This window comes from Pseudomonas sp. GM60, from assembly GCF_000282415.1.
In the GTDB taxonomy this organism is placed as follows: domain Bacteria; phylum Pseudomonadota; class Gammaproteobacteria; order Pseudomonadales; family Pseudomonadaceae; genus Aquipseudomonas; species Aquipseudomonas migulae.
In genome coordinates this window covers 21,860-43,461 of the sequence record NZ_AKJI01000069.1, presented here as the reverse complement: position 1 = coordinate 43,461, position 21,602 = coordinate 21,860, and the positions used below count along the sequence as shown (strand labels likewise).

General features: G+C 59.9%; 17 protein-coding genes. 6 read left to right on the top strand and 11 right to left on the bottom strand.

Features of this window, described 5'->3' with window-relative positions; all coding sequences use genetic code 11:
• Nucleotides 1-141: 141 nt before the first annotated feature.
• From PMI32_RS12210 to PMI32_RS12250, 9 genes are all read right to left on the bottom strand, one after another.
• A complete protein-coding gene (locus PMI32_RS12210; protein ID WP_008030489.1) occupies nucleotides 142-3,720 on the bottom strand; it encodes a glycosyltransferase in 3,579 nt (1,192 codons plus the stop codon).
• 124 nt (nucleotides 3,721-3,844) lie between these two features.
• Nucleotides 3,845-5,449 carry a flagellar hook-associated protein 3 gene (locus tag PMI32_RS12215; protein WP_008030488.1) on the bottom strand — a complete coding sequence of 535 codons (1,605 nt, stop codon included), beginning with the start codon at nucleotides 5,447-5,449 and terminating at the stop codon, nucleotides 3,845-3,847.
• A gap of 13 nt (nucleotides 5,450-5,462) precedes the next feature.
• Entirely contained in the window at nucleotides 5,463-7,529 is a 2,067-nt protein-coding gene (gene flgK, locus PMI32_RS12220; protein ID WP_008030487.1) for a flagellar hook-associated protein FlgK, read from the bottom strand.
• Nucleotides 7,530-7,551: 22 nt separating this feature from the next.
• A complete protein-coding gene (gene flgJ, locus PMI32_RS12225; protein ID WP_008030486.1) occupies nucleotides 7,552-8,838 on the bottom strand; it encodes a flagellar assembly peptidoglycan hydrolase FlgJ in 1,287 nt (428 codons plus the stop codon).
• Nucleotides 8,839-8,849: 11 nt separating this feature from the next.
• Nucleotides 8,850-9,938: a flagellar basal body P-ring protein FlgI gene (locus PMI32_RS12230; protein ID WP_050550358.1), complete on the bottom strand. Its 1,089-nt coding sequence runs from the start codon at nucleotides 9,936-9,938 to the stop codon at nucleotides 8,850-8,852.
• Between the two features lie 27 nt (nucleotides 9,939-9,965).
• Nucleotides 9,966-10,661: a flagellar basal body L-ring protein FlgH gene (flgH, locus tag PMI32_RS12235; protein WP_008030484.1), complete on the bottom strand. Its 696-nt coding sequence runs from the start codon at nucleotides 10,659-10,661 to the stop codon at nucleotides 9,966-9,968.
• Nucleotides 10,662-10,713: 52 nt separating this feature from the next.
• Nucleotides 10,714-11,499 carry a flagellar basal-body rod protein FlgG gene (gene flgG / locus PMI32_RS12240; RefSeq protein ID WP_008030483.1) on the bottom strand — a complete coding sequence of 262 codons (786 nt, stop codon included), beginning with the start codon at nucleotides 11,497-11,499 and terminating at the stop codon, nucleotides 10,714-10,716.
• 45 nt (nucleotides 11,500-11,544) lie between these two features.
• On the bottom strand, nucleotides 11,545-12,285 hold the full coding sequence (locus tag PMI32_RS12245; protein WP_008030482.1) for a flagellar basal body rod protein FlgF: 741 nt from the start codon (nucleotides 12,283-12,285) through the stop codon (nucleotides 11,545-11,547).
• Between the two features lie 313 nt (nucleotides 12,286-12,598).
• Nucleotides 12,599-14,158 (bottom strand): sigma-54-dependent phenylalanine hydroxylase transcriptional regulator PhhR, encoded by a 1,560-nt coding sequence (locus PMI32_RS12250; RefSeq protein WP_008030481.1) that lies wholly within the window; start codon nucleotides 14,156-14,158, stop codon nucleotides 12,599-12,601.
• A gap of 381 nt (nucleotides 14,159-14,539) precedes the next feature.
• Here PMI32_RS12250 and phhA point away from each other — a divergent pair, with 381 nt between their 5' ends.
• From phhA to PMI32_RS12275, 6 genes are all read left to right on the top strand, one after another.
• Nucleotides 14,540-15,325: a phenylalanine 4-monooxygenase gene (gene phhA / locus PMI32_RS12255; protein WP_008030480.1), complete on the top strand. Its 786-nt coding sequence runs from the start codon at nucleotides 14,540-14,542 to the stop codon at nucleotides 15,323-15,325.
• 104 nt (nucleotides 15,326-15,429) lie between these two features.
• A complete protein-coding gene (locus PMI32_RS12260) occupies nucleotides 15,430-15,786 on the top strand; it encodes a 4a-hydroxytetrahydrobiopterin dehydratase (protein ID WP_008030478.1) in 357 nt (118 codons plus the stop codon).
• Nucleotides 15,786-16,979, top strand: coding sequence for an amino acid aminotransferase (locus PMI32_RS12265; protein WP_008030476.1), 1,194 nt, complete (start codon nucleotides 15,786-15,788; stop codon nucleotides 16,977-16,979). Before PMI32_RS12260 ends, PMI32_RS12265 begins: the two co-directional genes overlap by 1 nt.
• Nucleotides 16,980-17,212: 233 nt before the next feature.
• Nucleotides 17,213-17,344 (top strand): hypothetical protein, encoded by a 132-nt coding sequence (locus PMI32_RS30885; RefSeq protein WP_008030474.1) that lies wholly within the window; start codon nucleotides 17,213-17,215, stop codon nucleotides 17,342-17,344.
• A gap of 76 nt (nucleotides 17,345-17,420) precedes the next feature.
• Nucleotides 17,421-17,603 carry a hypothetical protein gene (locus tag PMI32_RS12270; protein ID WP_008030471.1) on the top strand — a complete coding sequence of 61 codons (183 nt, stop codon included), beginning with the start codon at nucleotides 17,421-17,423 and terminating at the stop codon, nucleotides 17,601-17,603.
• A 103-nt stretch (nucleotides 17,604-17,706) separates the two neighbouring features.
• A complete protein-coding gene (locus tag PMI32_RS12275; protein WP_008030470.1) occupies nucleotides 17,707-18,906 on the top strand; it encodes an MFS transporter in 1,200 nt (399 codons plus the stop codon).
• On the opposite strand, the gene arfB is transcribed toward PMI32_RS12275, so the two are convergent.
• On the bottom strand, nucleotides 18,903-19,316 hold the full coding sequence (gene arfB / locus PMI32_RS12280; RefSeq protein WP_003222786.1) for an alternative ribosome rescue aminoacyl-tRNA hydrolase ArfB: 414 nt from the start codon (nucleotides 19,314-19,316) through the stop codon (nucleotides 18,903-18,905). The genes PMI32_RS12275 and arfB overlap by 4 nt on opposite strands.
• A gap of 228 nt (nucleotides 19,317-19,544) precedes the next feature.
• Nucleotides 19,545-20,960, bottom strand: a complete 1,416-nt coding sequence (locus PMI32_RS12285) for an amino acid permease (RefSeq protein ID WP_008030467.1) — start codon at nucleotides 20,958-20,960, stop codon at nucleotides 19,545-19,547.
• Nucleotides 20,961-21,602: the final 642 nt, after the last annotated feature.

Below are 21,602 nucleotides of genomic sequence, written 5' to 3'. Positions count from 1 at the left end.
ACGGAGCAGGACCGGAGCGAGGCACCGAACGAAAGGGGCAAAAGCGCTTGGTTACTTGGCGCTTTTCCAAGTGACTCGCCGTAAGGGCGAAACCAATAGCCGCCATTACCCCAATAACGGATATGCCCCCAATCACAAAGGTCAGTTCGGCAACCAACCCTCGGCCCAGTAATTCAGGTTGTTGCCCCGCAGCATATAGTCGCGCAGCACTTCCTCGCGCAACGCGTCACCCATGCGGTAACTCGCGTCCGGGTCATCGAGGTGCATACGAATCGCCTCAAGCCATTCCTCGGTACTGTTGCTCACCACCTTGGTACAAGGCAGATAACCCCGATAAGCCTCAGTGTCGGTGCAGATCACCGGGTACCCGCACGCGCCATATTCCAGCAGGCGCAAGTTGCTCTTGCAGTCGTTGAAGATGTGAAATTCCAACGGCGCCAATGCCAGATCAAGGTTCAGGCTCGCGAGTTTCGCGGGGTAAGCCTGCAGCCCAACGGCGGGATGGAATTCATGCACGAAAGGCTTGAGTGCCGGCGGGCACATGCCGAAGAACACCCATTCCACTTCATCCGCCAGCAGACGAACGACCTCGGCAATGATCGCCAGATCCCCATCGTGACTGGTCCCACCACCCCAGCCTACCCTCGGTTTGCGTGACGTACGTCGCTGACTGCTCAGGCCGGTCCACAGATGCGGAGCGAGCATGTTCGGCACCACACGAATATCGTCATGCATGCCTTTGAGAGCATCGGCCAGCGGCTGAGTCGACACCACCACACGATCACACAACCCGATCGCACGCCGCACGATCTGTTCAACGCCAACGATGGCCTTGCGCACGTGAGCATTTTTCTTCGGCACATCGATGACATAGTCATCAAGCTCGAAGATCCGGAAGGCTCGCGAACTGTTCCTGACCCGCTCCACTTCATTCACCGCGCTTTCGCTGTAGCGCCCTTGCAGAATGATGACGTCGGGCGACTGACGTTCCAGCTCAATGTCCGAAGGCGTATGGAACGAAAGATTACCGAGCACTTGCCCCGCAGCCTCCAGCTCGAGAAATGGCTGGGTGACACGGTAATGCCCGACAGCGGTCTCGTTGATCGGGATTGCCAGAACCCGTGGCAGCATGTGACGGGCGAACGGATTCCAATCGTTCTTGAAACCAGGCTCAAGACTGAAATTATTGGTGTTGAGGCTCAGGTTGACGTTGTACGCCGGATCTCTGGCGATGATCGGCAGCCAGCGCTGATAAAACGCCTTGTGCTCAGCCACCAGCGTTGACACCACGGGCCCGCTCTCCGTCTCGGCCGCCACGTGGACCGACTCGGCATACGGCGTCCAGACAACCAGATACCCCTTCTGCCTGACACGCAGACAGAAGTCAGGGCCGCCGAGCCTGTGGGAAAAGACTTGCTCGTCAAACCCCTGAAGCTCATCGAACACCTGCTTGCGGACCAGCATGCACTCGGTGCTCACAGCGCTCAAATTCTGCACCGCCTGCTGGCGCTGCATATACCCCGAGGCAGTCATCACTTCCCCGCGCCAAGGCACGCCGACAGGGCCGCGCATCCCCAGCACCAGGGCCGAACCTTCAATGCGCCCCTTGGGGCTGACCATTCGGCCACCCACGACGCCCACTTCCGGACGCAAGCCTTGATTCAGCAGTTCGTCAAGCCAGTCGCGGTTGACGATCAGGCTGTCGGGACTGAGCAACAGCACATACTCGCCGCGAACCTGAGCAACAGCGAAGTTCTGCGCCGCAGCCGGGTTATCGGCGTAATCGCAGTGCAGCACGCGCAATTTTTCGCCACCCATTTGTGACATGGCGGCCAGCCAGTCCTGCGCCTCGCTCGAGGTGCTTGCGTTGTCCACGATCAACAATTCGTAGTGAGCATACGCCGTATGCTCCAGCACACTCTCGATGCAGCGCTGAAGCGGGCCGAGCCGGTCCCGCATCACCACAACAATGGACACCAGCGGCTGAACGCCATGGTGGTAGTCAATTCGATTGATCAGCGGCACGCTGCCTTCGCGAACTTCGTGTGCAACGCCGATGCGATCAAGGTGCGCGGTCAGCACGCGGGAGTTTTGTTCGATAACCTGCGGCAGAGCGAGCCATTGCGACAAGCCGAACGAGGACTCGACCAGCACTTGGGCGACATGCTCCACAACATGTGCGCCGTGGTTTTCGACGAGACGCCAGACCAGGTCATGAGGACCGAGTTCAGCGAAGTCCGGGTTGAAACCGCCAGCGGCCACAAAGCCCTGACGCTGAATGGCCAGTGACCGACCGATATAGGGATAACTGCGCAACAGGTCCAGATTGAAATCGGACTTGAAGATCGGCTCGACCGACAGGTCATTGCGCAAACCGCCTTCATCGGTATAGATACACAGCGCGTCGGCACTCTCGACCATCCGCTCGGCCAATAGCAGCAAGGCCAGTTCATTCAGGCGATCACCGGCCCGCAGAAGATAGAACCAGTCCGCACTGTCCGCCTGCATCAGCAGGCCATTGAGCTGCTCAAGCCCGTCACCTTGCAAGGTCACACGAATCACGTTGCCAGCAAGGGCGCCGGCACGATTTTCACCGGAGAGCACCAACACCGTTTCGGCGGCATAGACCTGCCCTTCGATGCTCTCCAGTGTGACACCGAGTGCCGCTTCATCCGCGTCGGCATCAATCACCACCGGCACAATTCGCGGCTGCCATGCCCACGACGCAAGGCGCGTGGGCAACAGGCGCTGCTGGGCCGGGTTCAAGGTGCGACAGGCCAGCCATTGCTGGTACACATCAGCGAAGCTGTCGCAGTTTTCACCCACCCGCGAACGTATCAAGGTCGCGGAAAAGCCCAGAGAACGGCTCAGCGCCATTTCATCCCAGGCATACGGCTCACCAAGGGCGGCGCTGGCCAGATCGATATAGCGAACATGCCCCGGCGCAGGGGCCGGCTCGCCACTGCGCACCGCCAGCATCTGAGTCAGCCAGCCAAGCTCGACCGCCACGGCTTGCTGGACCTCCAATTGATTGCTCAAGCGCGCCGGGTGCAAGCGTTCAAAGCTGAGCACCTGCCCCATGACCGCCAGATTGCCACGACGCAACAGGCAGACGAACAAGGCGAAATCGAGACGGGCGACAAACCCTTCGCCGATCTGGGTCAATGCGGGCAGATACTCCAGCACCTGATGAGTACGCATCAGTGCGCCACTCAGATTGCTGAGAAAGTTGACGGCCGTGCTTTCCAGCACATCCAGCAAGTCTTCACCCTTGAACAGCGTATCTCCGGAGGCAAAGCTGGAGTTCTCCAGACGCTCCGGAAGCAGCAGGTAATCGCCGTCGCAATACTGACGCTGAGCAACCACCAGATTCACGTCGTCATGGTCAATGAAGCCCTGCACCTGACGGGCAATACTCTCAGGCAGCAACTGATCGTCATCACAGAGAAGCTTGAGGTACTCCCCGGTTGCCAGCTCGGCGCAGGCCATCAGATTCCCCTGAAACCCCAGGCGTTGCTCATTGCGCACATAGCGCAATGTTACTGTTTGCGGCACCGTGCAGGCCTGGACCAGCTCATGGATTTCGTCGCTGTCGCTGTCGTCACACACGATCACTTCAAGCGACGCATAGGTCTGATTCAGAGCACTTTGCAGCGCAGCCTGAAAGTACAGCGGGTTGTAGGCGGGAATGGCAATACTGACAAGAGGAGCTGGTTTCACGGCGGGGGAACTCGCGAGCGGCGGGCGCTCACTCTGGAACGAGTGGAGCAGCCCTGAACCGCTGAAAAAAGACGGTTTGCACTCGGTGCCTCAACCTGCGCGCCAACAGCGCGAAGGCCTTGACTCAGACTTTGTTGAACAGCCCCAACTGAGCGATTTTGCTGAACGCCAGTTGCGACGCCTGCAGCATGGTTTGCTGCAAGGTCAGGCGGGTCATCACCGTGGCCGGGTCCGAATCACGGATCGCCCCCTGGGTCTGCGTGTTGGCCAGCACCAGGCTCTGGTTGATATCGGTCTGAGTCGTCAGCGACGCACCGCGCCCACCCACGGAACTGATGCCGGAGGTCAACTGGTCCATGCCACTGGCCAGGTTGCCGATGCCCGAACCAATGGCCGCGTTGAGCTTCTGAATGGCCAGCGGATCGTTGTTGGTTGGCGTCGACAGCGCAGTTTTCAGCTGGCTGACGGTATCCAGAATGTTCTGCGTCTGATGGGTGTTGACGGTGACAGAGAACTGATCGCCGGCAAGCATCGATGGCGCCGGTGCGCCGCTCAGCGTAAAAGCGACACCCGATGCGGTGGCGACGTTGCCCGCCAGAACGCCACTGGAAACCGGCTTGCTGTTAGCGGTCAGAGGTGCGGCATACAAGTCGAAAGCCGTTGGGCTGGTGAACTTGAGAACAGCCTCGCCTTCCGGAAAGCTGGCGTGGTAGGCGGCACTGTTGGTGATACTCGTATTGGTGATCACTTCGCTAGACACGTTGCCCGGAGCACGGGTCGCATTGAAGCTGTCCGGCTTGGCCGCCAGGGTGAAGCTGTAGGCATTGGGGGACGGAGGCGCCGGAAACACGGTCGCAGGAACATCACCGGACTTCATGTTGATGTTCAACTTCAGGTCAACGCCACGGAAATTGATCGTCTGCGTGGCCGCACCGCCAGTGGCGCTGAACACGCCATTGCCAGAGGCTTCGGACGTGACGTCATTACCCAGTGAATCCCGGATTTCCAGTTGCGTAGGGCTGAGGAAATTCACGGTGTAAGGCTCGCCAGCGCGGAACTTGGCGTTGTAGGTCACATCGGAACCTACCTGACCATTGGAAAGCACCACACGACCACCATCAACGGCTGCCGTCGGCGAGGTCATGGTGGACTGTGTGCGACTGGTATTGATGGCTTGCTGGAACACAGCCCAACCGGTGCTGTTGGTAGCCATCGACTGGGTATCGCCAATCGGCAGGTCCAGCGTGACCTGATCGCCGTTATAGCTGTAGGTGCCGTCGGAATTGCGCGTGAACGGAACGGTATCGCCCTTGGAACCGGCAAAAATGTATTTGCCGTTTTCGTCCTTGGTGTTCATCAGGCTCAACAGCTGTTCTTCGATCTGGCTGAGTTCCGAAGCGTTGGCCTGGCGGTCGGCATCGGTATAACCGGCGTTGCCGGCACCCAGGGCCAGTTCCTTGGCGCGCTGCAGCACGTTGCCGATACTGGTCATGACGGCTTCAGTCTGGCCAAGCGTGGCTTTGATCGTCGTCATGTTGTTCGAGAACTGATCGAGCATCGAAGCCTGCTGACCCAATTGCAGCAGGCGCGAGGCACCGACCGGATCATCCGCGGCGGTGTTGACGCGAACCAGGCTGCTCGCCTCTTCGCTGCTCTTGACCACGTTGGCGAAGTTTTTCTGATAGTTGGCAGCCGAGGACTCGTAAAACTGGGCGGTAGAAATGCGCATGGGCTACGACTCCTTAAAGACTGTTGATCAGTGTGCTGAAGATAGCCTGCGCAGCCTTGATGATCTGCGAAGACGCGGTGTAGTACTGCTGATACTTGACCAGGTTGCCGGTTTCCTCATCGAGGTCGACACCCGAGAGCGAGTCGCGTGCACCCTTGGCATTCGCCAGGATGGCGCCGGTCGCCGCGTTGTCGAGCTTGCCCTGTGCAGCCTTGGAACCCACGCCCTCGACCAGTTTGCCGTAAGCGTCGTTCAGGGAAATGCCTTTGCTGGCCGAACCGGTGTCCACGGTTTGCGCGGTCTGCAAGCCAGCCAGAGCGGTGCCATTACGGTTGTCCAGGCTGCCCGGCTGAGTGAGCGAAACGTTGATTGCCGCGCCGTTGCTCGGGGCGCCGGCGAAGGTCATGCTGAAGGTCGCGGTGTACTGAGTGGCAGGCGCTGGCGGGATCGGCGCACCCGTCGCATCCTTGAGCGGAATGCTCAGGTTCAGGGTGTTGCTCTCACCTGGCTTGATGGTGCCGCCGCTGATCAAACCGCCATTGGCGTCCAGGAACTGGTAGGTCTGGCTCGTGCCGTCGGCGGACACCGCACCAAATACCACCTTGGTCGGCGTGGAGTTTTTCAAGCCGTTCTGCATCGCGGTGGCGGTCGCCGCGTCGTAGATGTCGAACTTGGTGGTCAGGGTCGGTTGACCGCTGGCCGGGATCGTCAGGGTGCCGCTGCCACTGCCGCTCGCCGCAATAGCCGCGCCCAGCGGTGCCGCGATGGCCAGACGCTTGGAGTCGGTCATCTCGGTCTTGATGTTCGCCGCAGCATCGCGGGTCGGGGTGATCCTGAAGGTGTCGCCCGCCGTGGCAGAAGCCGCGTTGAACTTCAGCTCAATACCGTCAAAGACCGGAGCGGTTACCGGCGGTGCAGTGCTGAAGCTGCCCATGGACGTGTTGTCCGGCAGGCGCTGAACGGTGTAATCGGTAGCGGTGGTAAACGTGACCTTGTAATCATTGATGGTCAGCTTGCCAGTGTCCTTGATGCTCACATCGAAGTTGCCGGCGCCCAAGTTGCTCGTGCTGGCGACGCTGCGCTCCGAGACCAGCTTGGCCGAATTGATGTTGGTGAACAGGTTCGAACCGAAGGCACCGTTCTTGTCGATGCCCTGGGCCTGAAGGCTGTTCATCTGATCGGCAACAACAAGCGCCACACGGCCCAGCTCATTCATGGCCGGGTCCAGCACGGTGCTGCGATAACGCAGCAGGCCGCCGATTTCGCCGCCGGTCATGATCGACGTGATGTCGATGGTGCTCGAACCGCGATTGAGCTGCAGCGCCAGACGGCCCGGATCTTCTTTGCTTGGCACCGCCTCAAGTTTGCTGGACGTGTTGCCAATGACCAGCGGCTGACCGCTGCCCAGGTAAATGTCGAGGCTGCCTTCACGCTCCACCACTTGCGCACCGGTGAAGGTCGACAGTTGGCGCACGGTTTCGTTACGGGCATCGAGCAGATCGTTCGGCATGCCGCCGGTGCTGGAAACCTCGGAGATCTTCTGGTTCAACTGCGCCACAGTAGCGGCCAGCTTGTTGACCTGATCTGCCATGTTCGTCAGGTTGCCGTTGATATTGGCATTCTGCTGGGTCAACTGCGCGGAGATCGAGTTGAAACGGTTGCTCAAGGCCTGAGAATCGCTGAGCAGCAACTGGCGGGACGCGTCGTCACCCGGCTTGGCGTTGACGTTCTGCACCGAGGCAAAAAACTTGGTCAGTGCGCCGTTCAGGCCGGTACTGGTGTCGGAGAGCAATTTGTCCAGCGGCGTGACCTGATTCAGGTAGGCGGCCGAATCGCTGTTGAGCGAGGTGGTGGTCTGCAACTGCGCATCGAGGTAGCTGTTGTACACGCGACGCACATCGGCCAGGGTCGTGCCGGTGCCGATGTAGACATTGCCGAACTGCTGCGAGGCCTTGGTGCCCTGCACTGTTTGCTGGCGCGAGTACCCGGCGGTGTCGACGTTGGCAATGTTGTTGCCGGTGGTCATCAACGAGGATTGGCCAGCGGCCAGACCCGACATCCCGATATTGAGCAAACTCATGGTTCGACCTTAATCCTTGTGCCTATAAAGGCGTGGTGGAAACGCCCGCCGCAGCGTAGTTCTGGTAACTCGTCATCTGCTTGGCTATCTGCGAAATCTTGCTCGCGTAGTCCGGGTCGGTTGCGTAACCGGCCTTTTGCAACTCGCGTACAAACTGTTCTGGGTTATCGGCCGACTTCACGACATCTTGATAGCGATTGTTGGTTTGCAACAAAGTCACAAGGTCATGGAAGCTGTCCTTGTAAGAGTCATAGGAACGGAACTCGGCCGTCTCCTTGACCATCGCGCCATTTCTGAATTCGCTGGTGATCGCGCGCGCCGAATCGCCCTTCCAGCTGCTGCTGGCCTTGATGCCGAACAGGTTGTGGCTGCTGCTGCCATCCTGTGCGCGCATGACCGATTTGCCCCAGCCGGTTTCCAGCGCTGCTTGGGCCACCAGGTAACGCGGATCGACACCGATGCGCTCGGCGGCTTCCTTGGCCATCGGCAACATGGTGTTGACGAACTGGTCGGCAGAACTGAAGGCTTTTTTCGCCGGTGCCAACGGTATCTGAGCGATGGCACGACCATGAATCTGCAAACCCGTGCTCGATGACGCTTGCGCAGTCGCCAGCCAGTCACCGTTGAACAAAGGCCCCGAACCGGTCGACGTGTTGCGCTCTGCCAATCGAGTGTTATTGAGCGTCGCGGCGGTCGTCGTCGCCGAAGGCACCAGGCCCGCCAGCAAGCGGTCAGCCAGTTTCGGTGGCAACGCCAGGAGTCGCTGATTGATCAGCGCCATGTCGTTGCGATGTGCGCCCTCGCCTGCCGCCTGTGGAGCGCTGATCGAGCGCGAAGCCCACAACGGACGCTGGCCATTGACTCGCGACAGCGGCCCGTTAGTCCCGACCGTGCCCGCCGCCACCGGCGTCTGTGCCGCCGCTTTTGCCGCTTCCTGCTTGGCCGCCGACAGCGTTGCCGCTTCGCCCGGAGCCAATGGTTTGTTCTTCGACATCTGGCGCATCAGCACGTCCGCCAGACCAATACCACCGCCCTCGCGGGACATGGAAACGGCCAACTGCTGGTCGTACATTTCCTGGTACTGTTTGGCCGCCGGCGTGTTGAGCGGATTGCCCTCAGCCAGCGTGTCGGTCGCCTTGCGCATGGACTTGAGCATTTCACCGAGGAACAGCGACTCGAATTCCTGCGCCACTTTGCGCAGGTTTTCGTCACTGTTCTTGTCGCCGACCTTGAGCTGGTTCAGGCGATTGAGGTCCGAATAGGACCCCGAATCGGCGCTGCTGACCAGACCACTCTTGTGCATATCCATGGTCGCCGGCCTCAGATCACGATCAGGTCGGCTTGCAATGCGCCGGCCTGTTTCAGTGCTTCAAGGATTGCCATCAAGTCACCTGGCGCCGCGCCGACCTGGTTCACCGCACGCACGATCTCGTCGAGGGTGGTGCCCGGGCCGAACTTGAACATCGGCTTGGCTTCCTGCTGGGCGTTGACCCGCGAGCGCGGCACAACAGCGGTCTGACCATTGGACAGAGGGCCGGGCTGGCTGACGATCGGGTCTTCGGTGATGGTCACGGTCAGGCTGCCGTGAGTCACGGCGGCCGGGGACACCTTGACGTTCTGGCCGATCACGATGGTGCCGGTGCGGGAGTTAATGATGACTTTCGCCACCGCCTGACCCGGATCGACTTCAAGGTTCTCGATGATCGACAGATAGTCGACGCGCTGGCTCGGATCCAGCGGCGCACTGACGCGAATCGAACCGCCGTCGATGGCCTGGGCAACGCCAGGGCCGAGCATGTCGTTGATCTTGTCGACGATGCGCTTGGCGGTAGTGAAGTCGGAACGGTTGAGATTCAACGTCAGGCTGTTGCCCTGGTTGAAACCGCTCGGCACCGAACGTTCGACCGACGCACCACCGGGGATGCGACCAGCCGACGGAACGTTGACGGTGATCTTCGAACCGTCGCGACCTTCAGCATCAAAACCGCCGACGACCAGGTTGCCCTGGGCGACCGCGTAAACGTTGCCGTCGATACCCTTGAGCGGCGTCAGCAGCAAGGTGCCGCCACGCAGGCTCTTGGAGTTACCGATGGAGGACACGGTAATGTCCACCTGCTGACCCGGTTTGGCGAAGGCCGGCAAGTCGGCACTGATCGATACCGCCGCGACGTTCTTCAACTGCACGTTGCCGGAACCCGCCGGCACCTTGATGCCGAACTGCGAGAGCATGTTATTGAAGGTTTGCAGGGTGAACGGCGTCTGCGTCGTCTGGTCGCCGGTACCGTTAAGCCCGACCACCAGGCCGTAGCCGATCAATTGGTTGGAACGTACGCCGGAAATACTGGCGATATCCTTCAGCCGCTCGGCCTGAGCACCAAAGGCTGCGGACATCAGGAACGCAGCCACCATCAGGTGTTTGAAATTCAACGTGACCACCTAGAAAGGGAACAGCGGGCTGAGGAAGAAACGGTCGAACCAGCCTGGCTGACTCGCATCGGCAAACGAACCGGTGCCCGAATAGGTGATGCGCGCATCGGCGATGCGTGTCGACGAAACCGTGTTGTCGGTCGCGATGTCATCGGCCCGGACCAGGCCGGCAATCCGTACCAGCTCATCACCGGTATTGAGCGTCATCCACTTCTCGCCGCGCACGGCAATGATGCCGTTGGGCAAGACGTCGGCGACGGTCACGGTGATCGAACCGGTCAGGCTGTTGCCCTGCCCGGCCTTGCTGTCGCCCTTGGTCGCGCGGTCGCCGCTGTAACTCGCATTCAGTGTCAGATCATTGTCACTGAATGGGCTGTTAGTGTTGGGCACCACACCGAACAGCGACGTCAGGCCGATGCCGGCCTTGCTGTTCTTGGCCACTTGCGAGTTGGCATTTTTACTGGCCTGGGTTTTTTCGTTCAGGGTGATGGTGATGATGTCACCAACCCGGAACGCCTTGCGGTCGCTGTACAGGTTCTGTTCGAAACCGGCCTGGTAGATCGAGCCGTTGTTCGCGGCAGCCGGCAATGGCGTACGCGGCAACACCGGGGCGTAGTAAGGGTCATTGGGCTTGGGCGTCGGACCGACGCAACCCGCCAGCGCGGCGACGCCACTCAGTGCCAGGACAGATACAAAGCGATTCATGACCCTACCTCACGGTGTTGCAGGCGGCCTCATGACCGCCTCATAGACTTGATTACAGATTCTGCGTTACGAACGAGAGCATCTGGTCGGCGGTGGAGATCACCTTGGAGTTCATCTCGTAGGCGCGCTGAGTGGTGATCATGTTGACCATCTCTTCAACGGTGCTGACGTTGGAAGTTTCAAGGGTGTTCTGCAGCGTGGTGCCGAAACCGGCCAGGCCTGGCGTGCCGACTTGCGGCGCACCGCTGGCAGCGGTTTCCAGGAACAGGTTGTTACCCACCGCTTGCAGGCCGGCCGGGTTGATGAAGTCGGCGGTTTGCAGGTTGCCGATCACCTGGGATGCCGGGTTGCCGGCAACGGTGATGGACACGGTGCCGTCGCGACCGACCGTGAAGGTCTGCGCGTCGTTCGGAATGACAATGGCCGGCTCCAGGGCGAAGCCGCTGGCGTTGACGATCTGACCGTTGGAGTCGAGGTGGAACGTACCGTCACGGGTGTAGGACGTGGTGCCGTCCGGTTGCAGGATCTGGAAGAAACCGCGACCGTCGATGGCCATGTCCAACGGCTGTTCGGTAGTTTGCAGGCTACCGGCGTTGAAGTTTTTCTGGGTGCCGACAATGCGCACACCAGTACCCAATTGCAGACCCGACGGCAGTTCGCTGTCCTGGGTCGACTGGGCGCCTGGCTGGCGCTTGATCTGGTACAGCAGGTCCTGGAACTCGGCGCGGTCACGTTTGAAACCCGTGGTCGACACGTTCGCCAGGTTGTTGGAAATGGTCGTCAGGTTGGTGTCCTGGGCGGACAGACCTGTTTTGGCAACCCATAGAGCCGGAAGCATTCGATTCTCCTCGTGCGCCTGTTTTACGGCGCGACGTTCTGATAATTAGCTGATCTGCAAGACCCGAGCCATGGCCTGGTCGTCATCTTTGGCGGTGTTCATCATCTTGATGTGCAGCTCGAACTGCTTGGCCAGCGCCAGTACCGAAGTCATCTCTTCCACGGCATTGACGTTGCTCGACTCCAGGAACCCGGACACCAGTTTGACGTTGGCATCGGCTTGCGCCGGCTTGCCATCCTTGGTGTGGATCGAACCGTCCAGGCCTTTGGTCATGTTCTTGAAGTCCGGGTTGACCAGCTTGATGCGGTCGACTTCGGCCATCACGCGAGGGCCTTCGCCCATCGCACGAATGCTGACGGTGCCGTCTTCACCCACTTCGATTTGCTGCTCGGGCGGCACGGAAATCGGCCCGCCATTGCCCATCACCGGCATGCCGTTGCCGGCCCGCAACACGCCCAGAGCGTCAACGTTCAGGCTGCCGGTGCGCACGTAGCTTTCACCGCCGTCGGGGTTCTGCACCGCGATCCAGCCGTTGCCCTGCACCGCGACGTCGAGGTCGCGACCGGTTTGTACCAGAGAGCCCGCGGAGAAGTCGGTGGCCGGACGTTCGGACATCGCGAACGCACGCGCCGGAAAGCTGTCACCGAACACCGGCATCGAACGCGCCTGCTCCAGGTCTTTCTGGAAGCCGTTGGTGGAGATGTTCGCCAGGTTGTTCGCATGAGCCTTCTGCGCCAGTGCATTCTGGCTGGCGCCGGTCATTGCCACATAAAGGTACTTGTCCACACTCTTTCCTCTGCATGCCGGACGTTTGCCGCCCACCGCTGTACTGCTGAGCGATAAGCAATTTGCAGACCAACTTTTTTCTGGCGGCGCGGAGCCCGGCAAACAAAGGACTTGGGGCGTTCAGGGGGAAATGGGGGAATGTGTCAAAGACGAAAAACCGGCGGTGTTATGCCGGTAAGTGGCAAGGCTTGACCTTGAGGCTGAACAGGATACCGCTATCGCGAGCAGGGCTCGCTCCTACATTTGGAATGCAATCCCCTGTAGGAGCGAGCCCTGCTCGCGATGGGGCCAAAACAAACACAGCAAACGCCAGCTAGGACTCAGTCTTGCCGACTTCATACTCACGCAACTTATTGGCAATGGTGGTATGCGAAACCCCCAACCGCTTGCCCAGTTGCCGACTGCTCGGATGCTCCGAATACAAACGCTCAAGCACGGCTTTTTCAAAACGCCCGACAATCTCATCCAGCCCACCCTCAAGCGAAAAATCGCCAAGCGGCTGACGCACGCCATAATCCGGCAGGCGAATATGTTCAGCCTTGACCGTCCCGCCCTCGCATAACGAAACCGCCTGGAACAGCACGTTTTCCAACTGCCGGACGTTGCCCGGCCAATGGTAGTGACTGAGCCGCTCCATGGCCGCCGGCGCCAGTTTCGGCAGCGCACAACCGATCTGCCGACTGGCCTGATCAAGGAAGTGCTCCACCAGCGGCGTCAAACCATCCAGGCATTCGCGCAGTGGCGGGATATGCAGCGAAAGCACGTTCAAACGGTGATACAAATCCTGGCGAAACTCGCCACGAGCGCACAATTCCGACAGGTCGACCTGCGTTGCACAGATCACTCGCACATCGAGGTAAACCTCTTCATCACTGCCTACACGACGGAAGCATCCGTCCTGCAGGAATCTGAGTAATTTCACCTGCAAGCGCGGGCTCATTTCCCCCACGCCATCGAGAAACAGCGTACCGCCCGCCGTCAGCTCCAACAGCCCGAGCTTGCCTTCGGCACGGGCGCCTTCGAACGCGCCGGGGCCGTAGCCGAACAGTTCAGTCTCGGCCATGGACTCCGGCAGGCCGGCGCAATTGAGCGCCATCAGCGGCGACTGCCCCCGAGGGCTCGCCAGGTGGCAGGCGCGTGCCAGCAGTTCCTTGCCGGTGCCGGTTTCGCCTTCTATCAATAGCGGCGCATCCAGCGGCGCCATGCGCCGGGCTTCACGCACCACCGCCGCCATCACTTTCGAGCTTTGGAAGATGCTGTCGAACCCGCGCAGTTCCTGTTTGCGCACGTTGTAAATGCGCTCCCCTACCCGGTCGGCACGGTGCAACGTCAGCACCGCGCCGGCCATGGCCTCGCTGTCGTCATGCTCCGATTGCAGCGGCGCGATGTCGGCCAGAAACACGTCGCCCTTGACCTTGACTCGCAGCCCGTTGATCCGCGACTTGTTGGCGCGCACCAGTTCCGGCAAATCGAAATCCTCGGCGTAACGCGACAAGGGAATCCCCGGCACCTCATCGACACGCACGCCGAGCAACTGCGCCGCCGCGCGGTTAGCCGCGACAATCGAGCCGCCCATGTCGATCGACAACACCGGAAATTCCAGGGCGCCGAGCAAAGCATTGAGTTCCATGTGCCGACGCTCGCTCGGCATCAGGCCTACACGCTTGACGCCAAAGACCCCGGCAATTGACTCGAATTTCGGACGCAACGCCTGGAACTGAATATTGATCAGGTTCGGGCAATGCAGGTAGATCGCGTTGCCATGCTCGCCACCCACTTCACCGCGAGCGACGTTGATCCCGTACTCGACCAGCAAATTGAGAATGTCGCGCAGGATGCCGATGCGGTTCTGGCAGTGGACTTTGATACGCATATAAGGCCCAAAGGTAAATTAAGGCGATGGATCGCTCCCTGTAGGAGCCGGCTTGCCGGCGATGGCGTCCTTGAGAACGCTATCGCCGGCAAGCCGGCTCCTACCTACAGCGGTTTACCAATCAATCGAGGGCCACAGGGGAAATTTTCTCTGGGTGCCCTCAGATAGTCGTCAAGATTATGTGACACCTGCAAGCCATTTCAAACCCGAAAAACTCATGCGCAGCGCCACAGCCGCCAATCCGTAACGAAAAGTTTACGAAAACCAACGAATTTTCCTACATGCGACGGCTTACACGTGCTGCAACATCGCAATTCCTGAGGTATTTCTAAGTCCATAGCAGGACATAACAAGAACGAAATCCCCTAGCAGGAGAGCAGCATGAAGCAGACGCAGTACGTGGCTCGCGAGCCCAATGCGCAAGGTTTTATCGACTACCCCGCCGAAGAACACGCGGTGTGGAACACGCTGATCACTCGCCAACTGAAAGTGATCGAAGGGCGTGCGTGCCAGGAATACCTGGACGGTATCGAAAAACTCGGTCTGCCCCACGACCGCATTCCGCAACTCGGCGAAATCAACAAAGTCCTCGGTGAAACCACCGGCTGGCAGGTTGCCCGAGTACCCGCACTGATTCCTTTCCAGACCTTCTTTGAATTACTGGCCAACAAGCAGTTTCCGGTGGCGACGTTTATTCGTACCCGCGAAGAGCTGGATTACCTGCAAGAGCCGGACATTTTCCACGAGATCTTTGGTCACTGCCCGCTGCTGACCAACCCTTGGTTCGCCGAATTCACCCACACCTACGGCAAACTCGGCCTGAAGGCCTCCAAGGAAGAACGCGTGTACCTGGCGCGCTTGTACTGGATGACCATCGAGTTCGGCCTGGTCGATACCCCCGAAGGCCAGCGCATTTACGGCGGCGGTATTCTCTCCTCGCCGAAAGAAACCGTTTACAGCCTGTCAAGCGAACCTGAGCATCAGGCCTTCGACCCACTGGAATGCATGCGCACGCCTTACCGCATCGACATCCTGCAACCGTTGTATTTCGTCTTGCCGAACCTCAAGCGTCTGTTCGACCTCGCCCACGAAGACATCATGGGCATGGTCAAGCAAGGCATGCAGCTGGGCTTGCACGCACCGAAATTTCCGCCGAAAGCCGCGTGATCCGCAGCTTTTAGAATCAAGTGAGCCTGTCAGGAATCGACGCTTTGGTTTAGCGTGGTTGCACTGACGGCCGATTTCCAATCATTCGAATTCAGGAACACATCATGTCCACATTGAACCAAGCCCATTGCGAAGCCTGCCGCGCCGACGCCCCTCAGGTCAGCGACGAAGAGCTGCCGGTACTGATCAAGCAAATCCCGGACTGGAACATCGAAGTCCGCGACAGCGTCATGCAGCTGGAAAAGGTTTTCCTGTTCAAGAACTTCAAGCACGCGCTGGCGTTCACCAACGCTGTCGGGGAAATCTCCGAGGCCGAAGGTCACCACCCGGGCCTGCTGACCGAATGGGGCAAAGTCACCGTGACCTGGTGGAGCCACTCCATCAAAGGCCTGCACCGCAACGATTTCATCATGGCCGCGCGCACTGACGAAGTGGCCAAGGACGCCGAGGGCCGCAAATAATGCATTTCGACGCCATAGGTCGAGTACCCGGCGACCCGATTCTCGGCCTGATGGAGGCCTATGCGCAGGACCCCAACCCGCGCAAATTCGACCTTGGCGTGGGCGTCTATAAAGACGCCTTTGGCCTGACGCCGATTCCCCAGGCCGTGAAGATTGCGGAGCAGCGCCTGGTGGATCGCCAGACCACCAAGACCTACATCGGCGGTCACGGCGAACCGGCGTTCGGCAAAGCCATCAACGAGTTGGTGCTCGGTGCCGATTCTGCGCTGATCGCCGAACAACGGGCCGGTGCCACCCAGACGCCGGGCGGCACCGGTGCGTTGCGCTTGAGCGCGGACTTCATCGCCCAGTGCCTGCCGGGCCGTGGCGTGTTGCTGAGCAACCCGACCTGGCCGATTCACGAAACCATTTTCGCCACGGCCGGGGTCAAGGTTAATCACTACCCTTATGTCGGCAGCGACAACCGCCTCGATGTTGAAGCGATGCTGGCAGCACTCAACGAAGCCCCTGAGGGCGATGTGGTTTTGCTGCACGCTTGCTGCCACAACCCGACCGGTTTCGATCTGTCCCATGACGACTGGCGCCGGGTGCTGGAAGTGGCGCGCAGTCGCAATCTGGTACCGCTGATCGACTTCGCCTATCAGGGTTTCGGCGACGGGCTGGAGCAGGATGCGTGGTCAACCCGGTTGTTCGCTGCCGAACTGCCGGAAGTGTTGATCACCAGCTCCTGCTCGAAGAACTTCGGCCTGTACCGCGACCGCACGGGTGCGCTGATTGTCTGCGCGAAGACGGCTGACAAACTGGTGGATATCCGCAGCCAACTGGCCAATATCGCCCGTAACCTGTGGTCGACGCCACCGGATCACGGCGCCGCCGTCGTGGCAACGATCCTCGGCGACCCGGAGCTGAAAAGCCTCTGGGCCGACGAAGTGGAGGCCATGCGTTTGCATATCGCCCAACTGCGCAGCGGCCTGGTCGAGGCGCTGGAGCCCCATGGTTTGCGCGAGCGCTTTGCGCACATTGGTGTGCAACGCGGGATGTTTTCCTACACCGGATTGACGCCTGACCAGGTTAAACAGTTGCGTGATCATCACAGCGTTTACATGGTCGGTACCGGCCGGGCGAACGTGGCGGGGATTGATGCGACGCGTCTTGATCTGCTGGCCGAAGCCATCGCGAAAGTCTGCAAGTAATTCCCCCCTGTAGAAGCGAGCCTGCTCGCGATGGTGTGTCAGACACATGGGTGTCGACTGATACTCCATCGCGAGCAAGCTCGCTCCTACACACACCTGTCTAGACAAGCCCATCCGTCGTAACAATTGGATATAAAAGTCTGATTGTCATTTCTCCTGCTGTATCCTGCCCAGGCTTTGTAAAAGCGCGGATCTACCAGATCTATCAACAGACTTTGCGAGGAGCGCGAAACATGCACGAGATCCCTAATCTCCCCTTCCCAAGCCTGCACGAAACTGAGCAGACACCCACGCAGCAAGCCGGCGCCCAACAGCCCGAGCCGAAAGAAGCCACTGAACGCCGCCAGGCCGACAGCGAAGACTGAAACACCTGCAATACCAGACCGTGTGGAAAGCGCTAACATGCGCTTTCCACACCGCCTGAAACCGAGCCACTTATCCATGACCGATGACTTTAGCGAGACCCAGGCCAGCGTTCTGATCGGCACCGCCGAGAAGATGATCGAGATCTGGAATCGCCTCTCCCCCGAGAAACAAGCCGCATTGCTCGCCCGTTTCGGCAGCGAAGAAAATGCCCTGGCCGCTCTGGTCACGACGCAACTGGTCGCCCCCGCCAAACCCTGATTCGCCCCCACCCGGCAAATAGTTTTACTTTTCCACGCCCGCGGCCTCTCACGCCGCTATCATAAGCAGCCTATCTATCCTGCTTTCCCGTGGACCTTTACCCATGTCTGAAAACCAGCGCCCCCTGGCGGTCACGCTGCAAGTCGTTTCCATCGTCCTGTTCACTTTTATCGGCTACCTCAACATCGGCATTCCCCTGGCCGTATTGCCCGGCTACGTCCACAGCGATCTGGGTTTCGGTGCCGTAGTCGCCGGCCTGGTGATCAGCGTGCAATACCTGGCCACCCTGCTCAGCCGTCCATACGCCGGGAAAATCATTGATAACAAGGGCAGCAAACTGGCGGTCATGTATGGCCTCGCCGGTTGCGGCCTGAGCGGCGTATTCATGCTGATTTCGGCCTTGACCCAAAGCCTGCCGATGCTGAGCCTGATCAGCCTGCTGATCGGCCGCCTGGTGCTCGGCAGCGCGGAAAGCCTGGTGGGCTCGGGCTCGATCGGCTGGGGCATCGGCCGGGTCGGCGCGGCGAATACCGCCAAAGTGATCTCATGGAACGGCATCGCCAGTTATGGCGCACTGGCCGTCGGCGCACCGCTTGGCGTGTTGCTGGTCAGTCAGTTGGGCTTGTGGAGCATGGGCGTGAGCATCGTGTTGCTGGCCGTGCTGGGCCTGGCGCTGGCCTGGCCGAAAACCGCTGCGCCCATCGTGGCCGGGGAACGATTGCCGTTCATGCATGTGCTCGGTCGAGTGCTGCCGCACGGTTGCGGCCTGGCGCTGGGTTCGATCGGCTTCGGCACCATCGCCACCTTCATCACCCTGTATTACGCCACGCAACACTGGGACAACGCGGTGTTGTGCCTGAGCCTGTTTGGCGCAAGCTTCATCGGCGCGCGGCTGTTGTTCGGCAACCTGATCAACCGTCTCGGTGGTTTTCGCGTGGCGATTGCCTGTCTGTCGGTGGAAACCCTGGGGCTGTTGCTGCTGTGGCTGGCACCGGATGCTCATTGGGCCTTGGCCGGCGCGGCGCTGAGCGGTTTCGGTTTTTCCCTGGTGTTCCCGGCACTGGGCGTGGAAGCGGTCAATCTGGTGCCAGCGTCCAGCCGTGGCGCTGCGGTTGGCGCGTATTCGCTGTTCATCGATTTGTCGCTGGGGATTACCGGACCGTTGGCGGGCGCGATTGCCGCCGGATTTGGTTTTGCTTCGATCTTCCTGTTCGCCGCAATCGCCGCTTTGAGCGGTTTGGCACTGAGCATTTACCTGTACAGGCAAGCGCCCAAGTATCGTGAAGAGCGAGACGCCCGCTAGAAATCGACCTTGCCGCGCCCGGCCTTGATGCTGCCGCGCTTGGTCTTGGATTCGAGCCGACGCTTCTTCGAGCCGAGGGTCGGCTTGGTCGGACGGCGTTTCTTTTCGACCTTGGTGGCGCTGAGGATCAACTCGGTCAGCCGCTCCAGCGCATCGGCGCGATTGGCCTCCTGCGTGCGGTATTGCTGGGCCTTGATGATCAACACACCGTCGCTGGTGATGCGACTGTCACGCAGCGCCAGCAGCCGCTCCTTGTAGAACTCGGGCAAAGACGAGGCCGGAATGTCGAAGCGCAGGTGCACGGCACTGGAGACCTTGTTGACGTTCTGCCCACCGGCGCCCTGGGCGCGGATGGCCGTCAATTCGATCTCGGCATCCGGCAGATGCACGTTGTTGGAAATCACCAGCATGGAAAAGCGTCCGTATTCAGAGTGCGCAGGATACCGCGAATGAGATATCGGTAATGCTGAAGATCCAATGTGGGAGCGGGCTTGCTCGCGAAAGCGGTGTTTCAGGCGATGTCGATGTCGACTGACACACCGCCTTCGCGAGCAAGCCCGCTCCCACAGGGTTTTGTGTGAGTCCTTGAAACAACAAACCCGGCACATGGCCGGGTTTGTTGTTTCTGCAGGCTGCGCTTACTTCGCGCTCGCCGCGTGCAACGCCTGTTGAGCACTGCGCTTGTTCTTGATGCCGTAGCAAATCCACATGAACACGACCCACACCGGAATCGCGTACACCGAAACCTGAATGCCCGGGATCAACAGCATCACGCCAAGGATGAACACCACGAACGCCAGGCAGATGTAGTTTCCGTACGGATACCACAGGGCCTTGAACAGCGGCGACTGCTTGGTCTTGTTCATGTGCTGGCGGAACTTGAAGTGCGAATAGCTGATCATCGCCCAGTTGATCACCAACGTGGCCACCACCAGCGACATCAACAGTTCCAGCGCGTTTTGCGGGATCAGGTAGTTCAACAGCACCGCGATCAGCGTCACCGCCGCCGAAGCGAGGATCGAACGCACCGGCACGCCGCGCTTGTCGATCTTCGCCAGGGCTTTCGGCGCATCGCCCTGCTCGGCCATGCCCAACAGCATGCGGCTGTTGCAGTAGGTGCCGCTGTTGTACACCGACAACGCCGCGGTCAGCACCACGAAGTTGAGGATGTGCGCGGCTGTGTTGCTGCCGAGCATCGAGAACACTTGCACGAACGGGCTGCCGCTGTAGGAATCGCCGGAGGCGTTCAGGGTCGCCAGCAGGCTGTCCCATGGCGTCAGCGACAGCAGGATGACCAGTGCGCCGATGTAGAAAATCAGGATCCGGTAGATCACCTGGTTGATCGCTTTCGGGATCACGGTTTTCGGTTTGTCCGCTTCTGCTGCGGTGAAGCCGAGCATTTCCAGGCCGCCGAAGCTGAACATGATGATCGCCATGGCCATCACCAGACCACTGACGCCGTTCGGGAAGAAACCACCGTGGGACCACAGGTTGGCCACCGACGCTTCCGGTCCGCCGTGCCCGCTGACCAGCAGATAGCTGCCCAGGGCAATCATGCCGACGATCGCGACGACCTTGATGATCGCGAACCAGAACTCCGCCTCGCCGAAGACTTTGACGTTGGCCAGGTTAATGAGGTTGATCAGCACGAAAAACCCGGCTGCCGAGACCCAGGTCGGGATGTCCGGGGCCCAGTAGTGGATGTATTTGCCGACGGCGGTCAGCTCCGACATGCCCACCAGAATGTACAGGATCCAGCAGTTCCAGCCCGACAGGAAACCGGCGAAACCGCCCCAGTATTTGTGCGCGAAGTGGCTGAAGGAACCGGCCACCGGCTCTTCGACGATCATTTCGCCGAGCTGGCGCATGATCATGAAGGCAATGAAGCCGCAGATGGCGTAGCCGAGGATCATCGACGGGCCAGCGGATTTCAGTACGCCGGCCGAGCCGAGGAACAGGCCGGTACCAATCGCGCCACCAAGGGCGATCAGTTGAATATGACGATTCTTCAGGCCGCGTTTCAGCTCGCCTGAATGCGAGTTTTGTCCACTCATGAAAAGGGTCTCACGCAAGGTTTGATGATGTTCAATAGACGTTGCTGCTCGGTTGCGACTTTAAGCAGCGCCGATCAAACCCCAGCGCAGGCACCAGGAGTTCAGCGTATTTACAACGGTCATGCGTCACCTGTTTGTTTTTATCTGTGACGAAATCGAACCCGACACGCTCGTGACGCGGCGGAGTGAACAAGGCGGATAGCCTTGAGGTTTGCGCAGGTGCGCAGGAGGTCACAGGTAAAACGCGGCGCATTGTACACCGCTAACCCCCTGCTGCCAGACACCGCTGGATCAGCGCGTCGGTTGCCGGGATTGCCTGTGTCCGCCCCGAGGGTTTCGGGCGGCTGCAAAAAGAGAGTCAGACCTTTGCGGGTCGTCGGCGTGAGCGATAGGAAAACCGCCCCACGGGGAGAGGTGGAGATGAGTCACGGCGTACATTGCGCCTCCTTTTTGTTATGCACCTGCACGACAGGCATGGGGCGCATGACACCCTTCTGGAGCCGCTGAAACAAGCGGGCCAGAGAGCTGAAAAAGGTCTAAAGGCTCATAGAGCGGAAGAAATTTCTTACGGTTATCGCCGAAGGGGGCTTTCTCGAGGCCAATCGGCAGAAATCGTCAGGTTTTCTTTACGAGGCGTAACAC

What these genes read in the sequence shown, in the direction of transcription:
- PMI32_RS12215 (WP_008030488.1), bottom strand. Translation starts at nt 5,449, where the DNA reads ATGCGCATTTCTACCGCCCAGTTTTACGAGTCCTCGGCTGCCAACTAT.
- flgK (WP_008030487.1), bottom strand. Translation starts at nt 7,529, where the DNA reads ATGAGTTTGCTCAATATCGGGATGTCGGGTCTGGCCGCTGGCCAATCC.
- flgJ (WP_008030486.1), bottom strand. Translation starts at nt 8,838, where the DNA reads ATGGATATGCACAAGAGTGGTCTGGTCAGCAGCGCCGATTCGGGGTCC.
- PMI32_RS12230 (WP_050550358.1), bottom strand. Translation starts at nt 9,938, where the DNA reads ATGGTGGCTGCGTTCCTGATGTCCGCAGCCTTTGGTGCTCAGGCCGAG.
- flgH (WP_008030484.1), bottom strand. Translation starts at nt 10,661, where the DNA reads ATGAATCGCTTTGTATCTGTCCTGGCACTGAGTGGCGTCGCCGCGCTG.
- flgG (WP_008030483.1), bottom strand. Translation starts at nt 11,499, where the DNA reads ATGCTTCCGGCTCTATGGGTTGCCAAAACAGGTCTGTCCGCCCAGGAC.
- PMI32_RS12250 (WP_008030481.1), bottom strand. Translation starts at nt 14,158, where the DNA reads ATGCGTATCAAAGTCCACTGCCAGAACCGCATCGGCATCCTGCGCGAC.
- phhA (WP_008030480.1), top strand. Translation starts at nt 14,540, where the DNA reads ATGAAGCAGACGCAGTACGTGGCTCGCGAGCCCAATGCGCAAGGTTTT.
- PMI32_RS12260 (WP_008030478.1), top strand. Translation starts at nt 15,430, where the DNA reads ATGTCCACATTGAACCAAGCCCATTGCGAAGCCTGCCGCGCCGACGCC.
- PMI32_RS12265 (WP_008030476.1), top strand. Translation starts at nt 15,786, where the DNA reads ATGCATTTCGACGCCATAGGTCGAGTACCCGGCGACCCGATTCTCGGC.
- PMI32_RS30885 (WP_008030474.1), top strand. Translation starts at nt 17,213, where the DNA reads ATGCACGAGATCCCTAATCTCCCCTTCCCAAGCCTGCACGAAACTGAG.
- PMI32_RS12270 (WP_008030471.1), top strand. Translation starts at nt 17,421, where the DNA reads ATGACCGATGACTTTAGCGAGACCCAGGCCAGCGTTCTGATCGGCACC.
- PMI32_RS12275 (WP_008030470.1), top strand. Translation starts at nt 17,707, where the DNA reads ATGTCTGAAAACCAGCGCCCCCTGGCGGTCACGCTGCAAGTCGTTTCC.
- arfB (WP_003222786.1), bottom strand. Translation starts at nt 19,316, where the DNA reads ATGCTGGTGATTTCCAACAACGTGCATCTGCCGGATGCCGAGATCGAA.
- PMI32_RS12285 (WP_008030467.1), bottom strand. Translation starts at nt 20,960, where the DNA reads ATGAGTGGACAAAACTCGCATTCAGGCGAGCTGAAACGCGGCCTGAAG.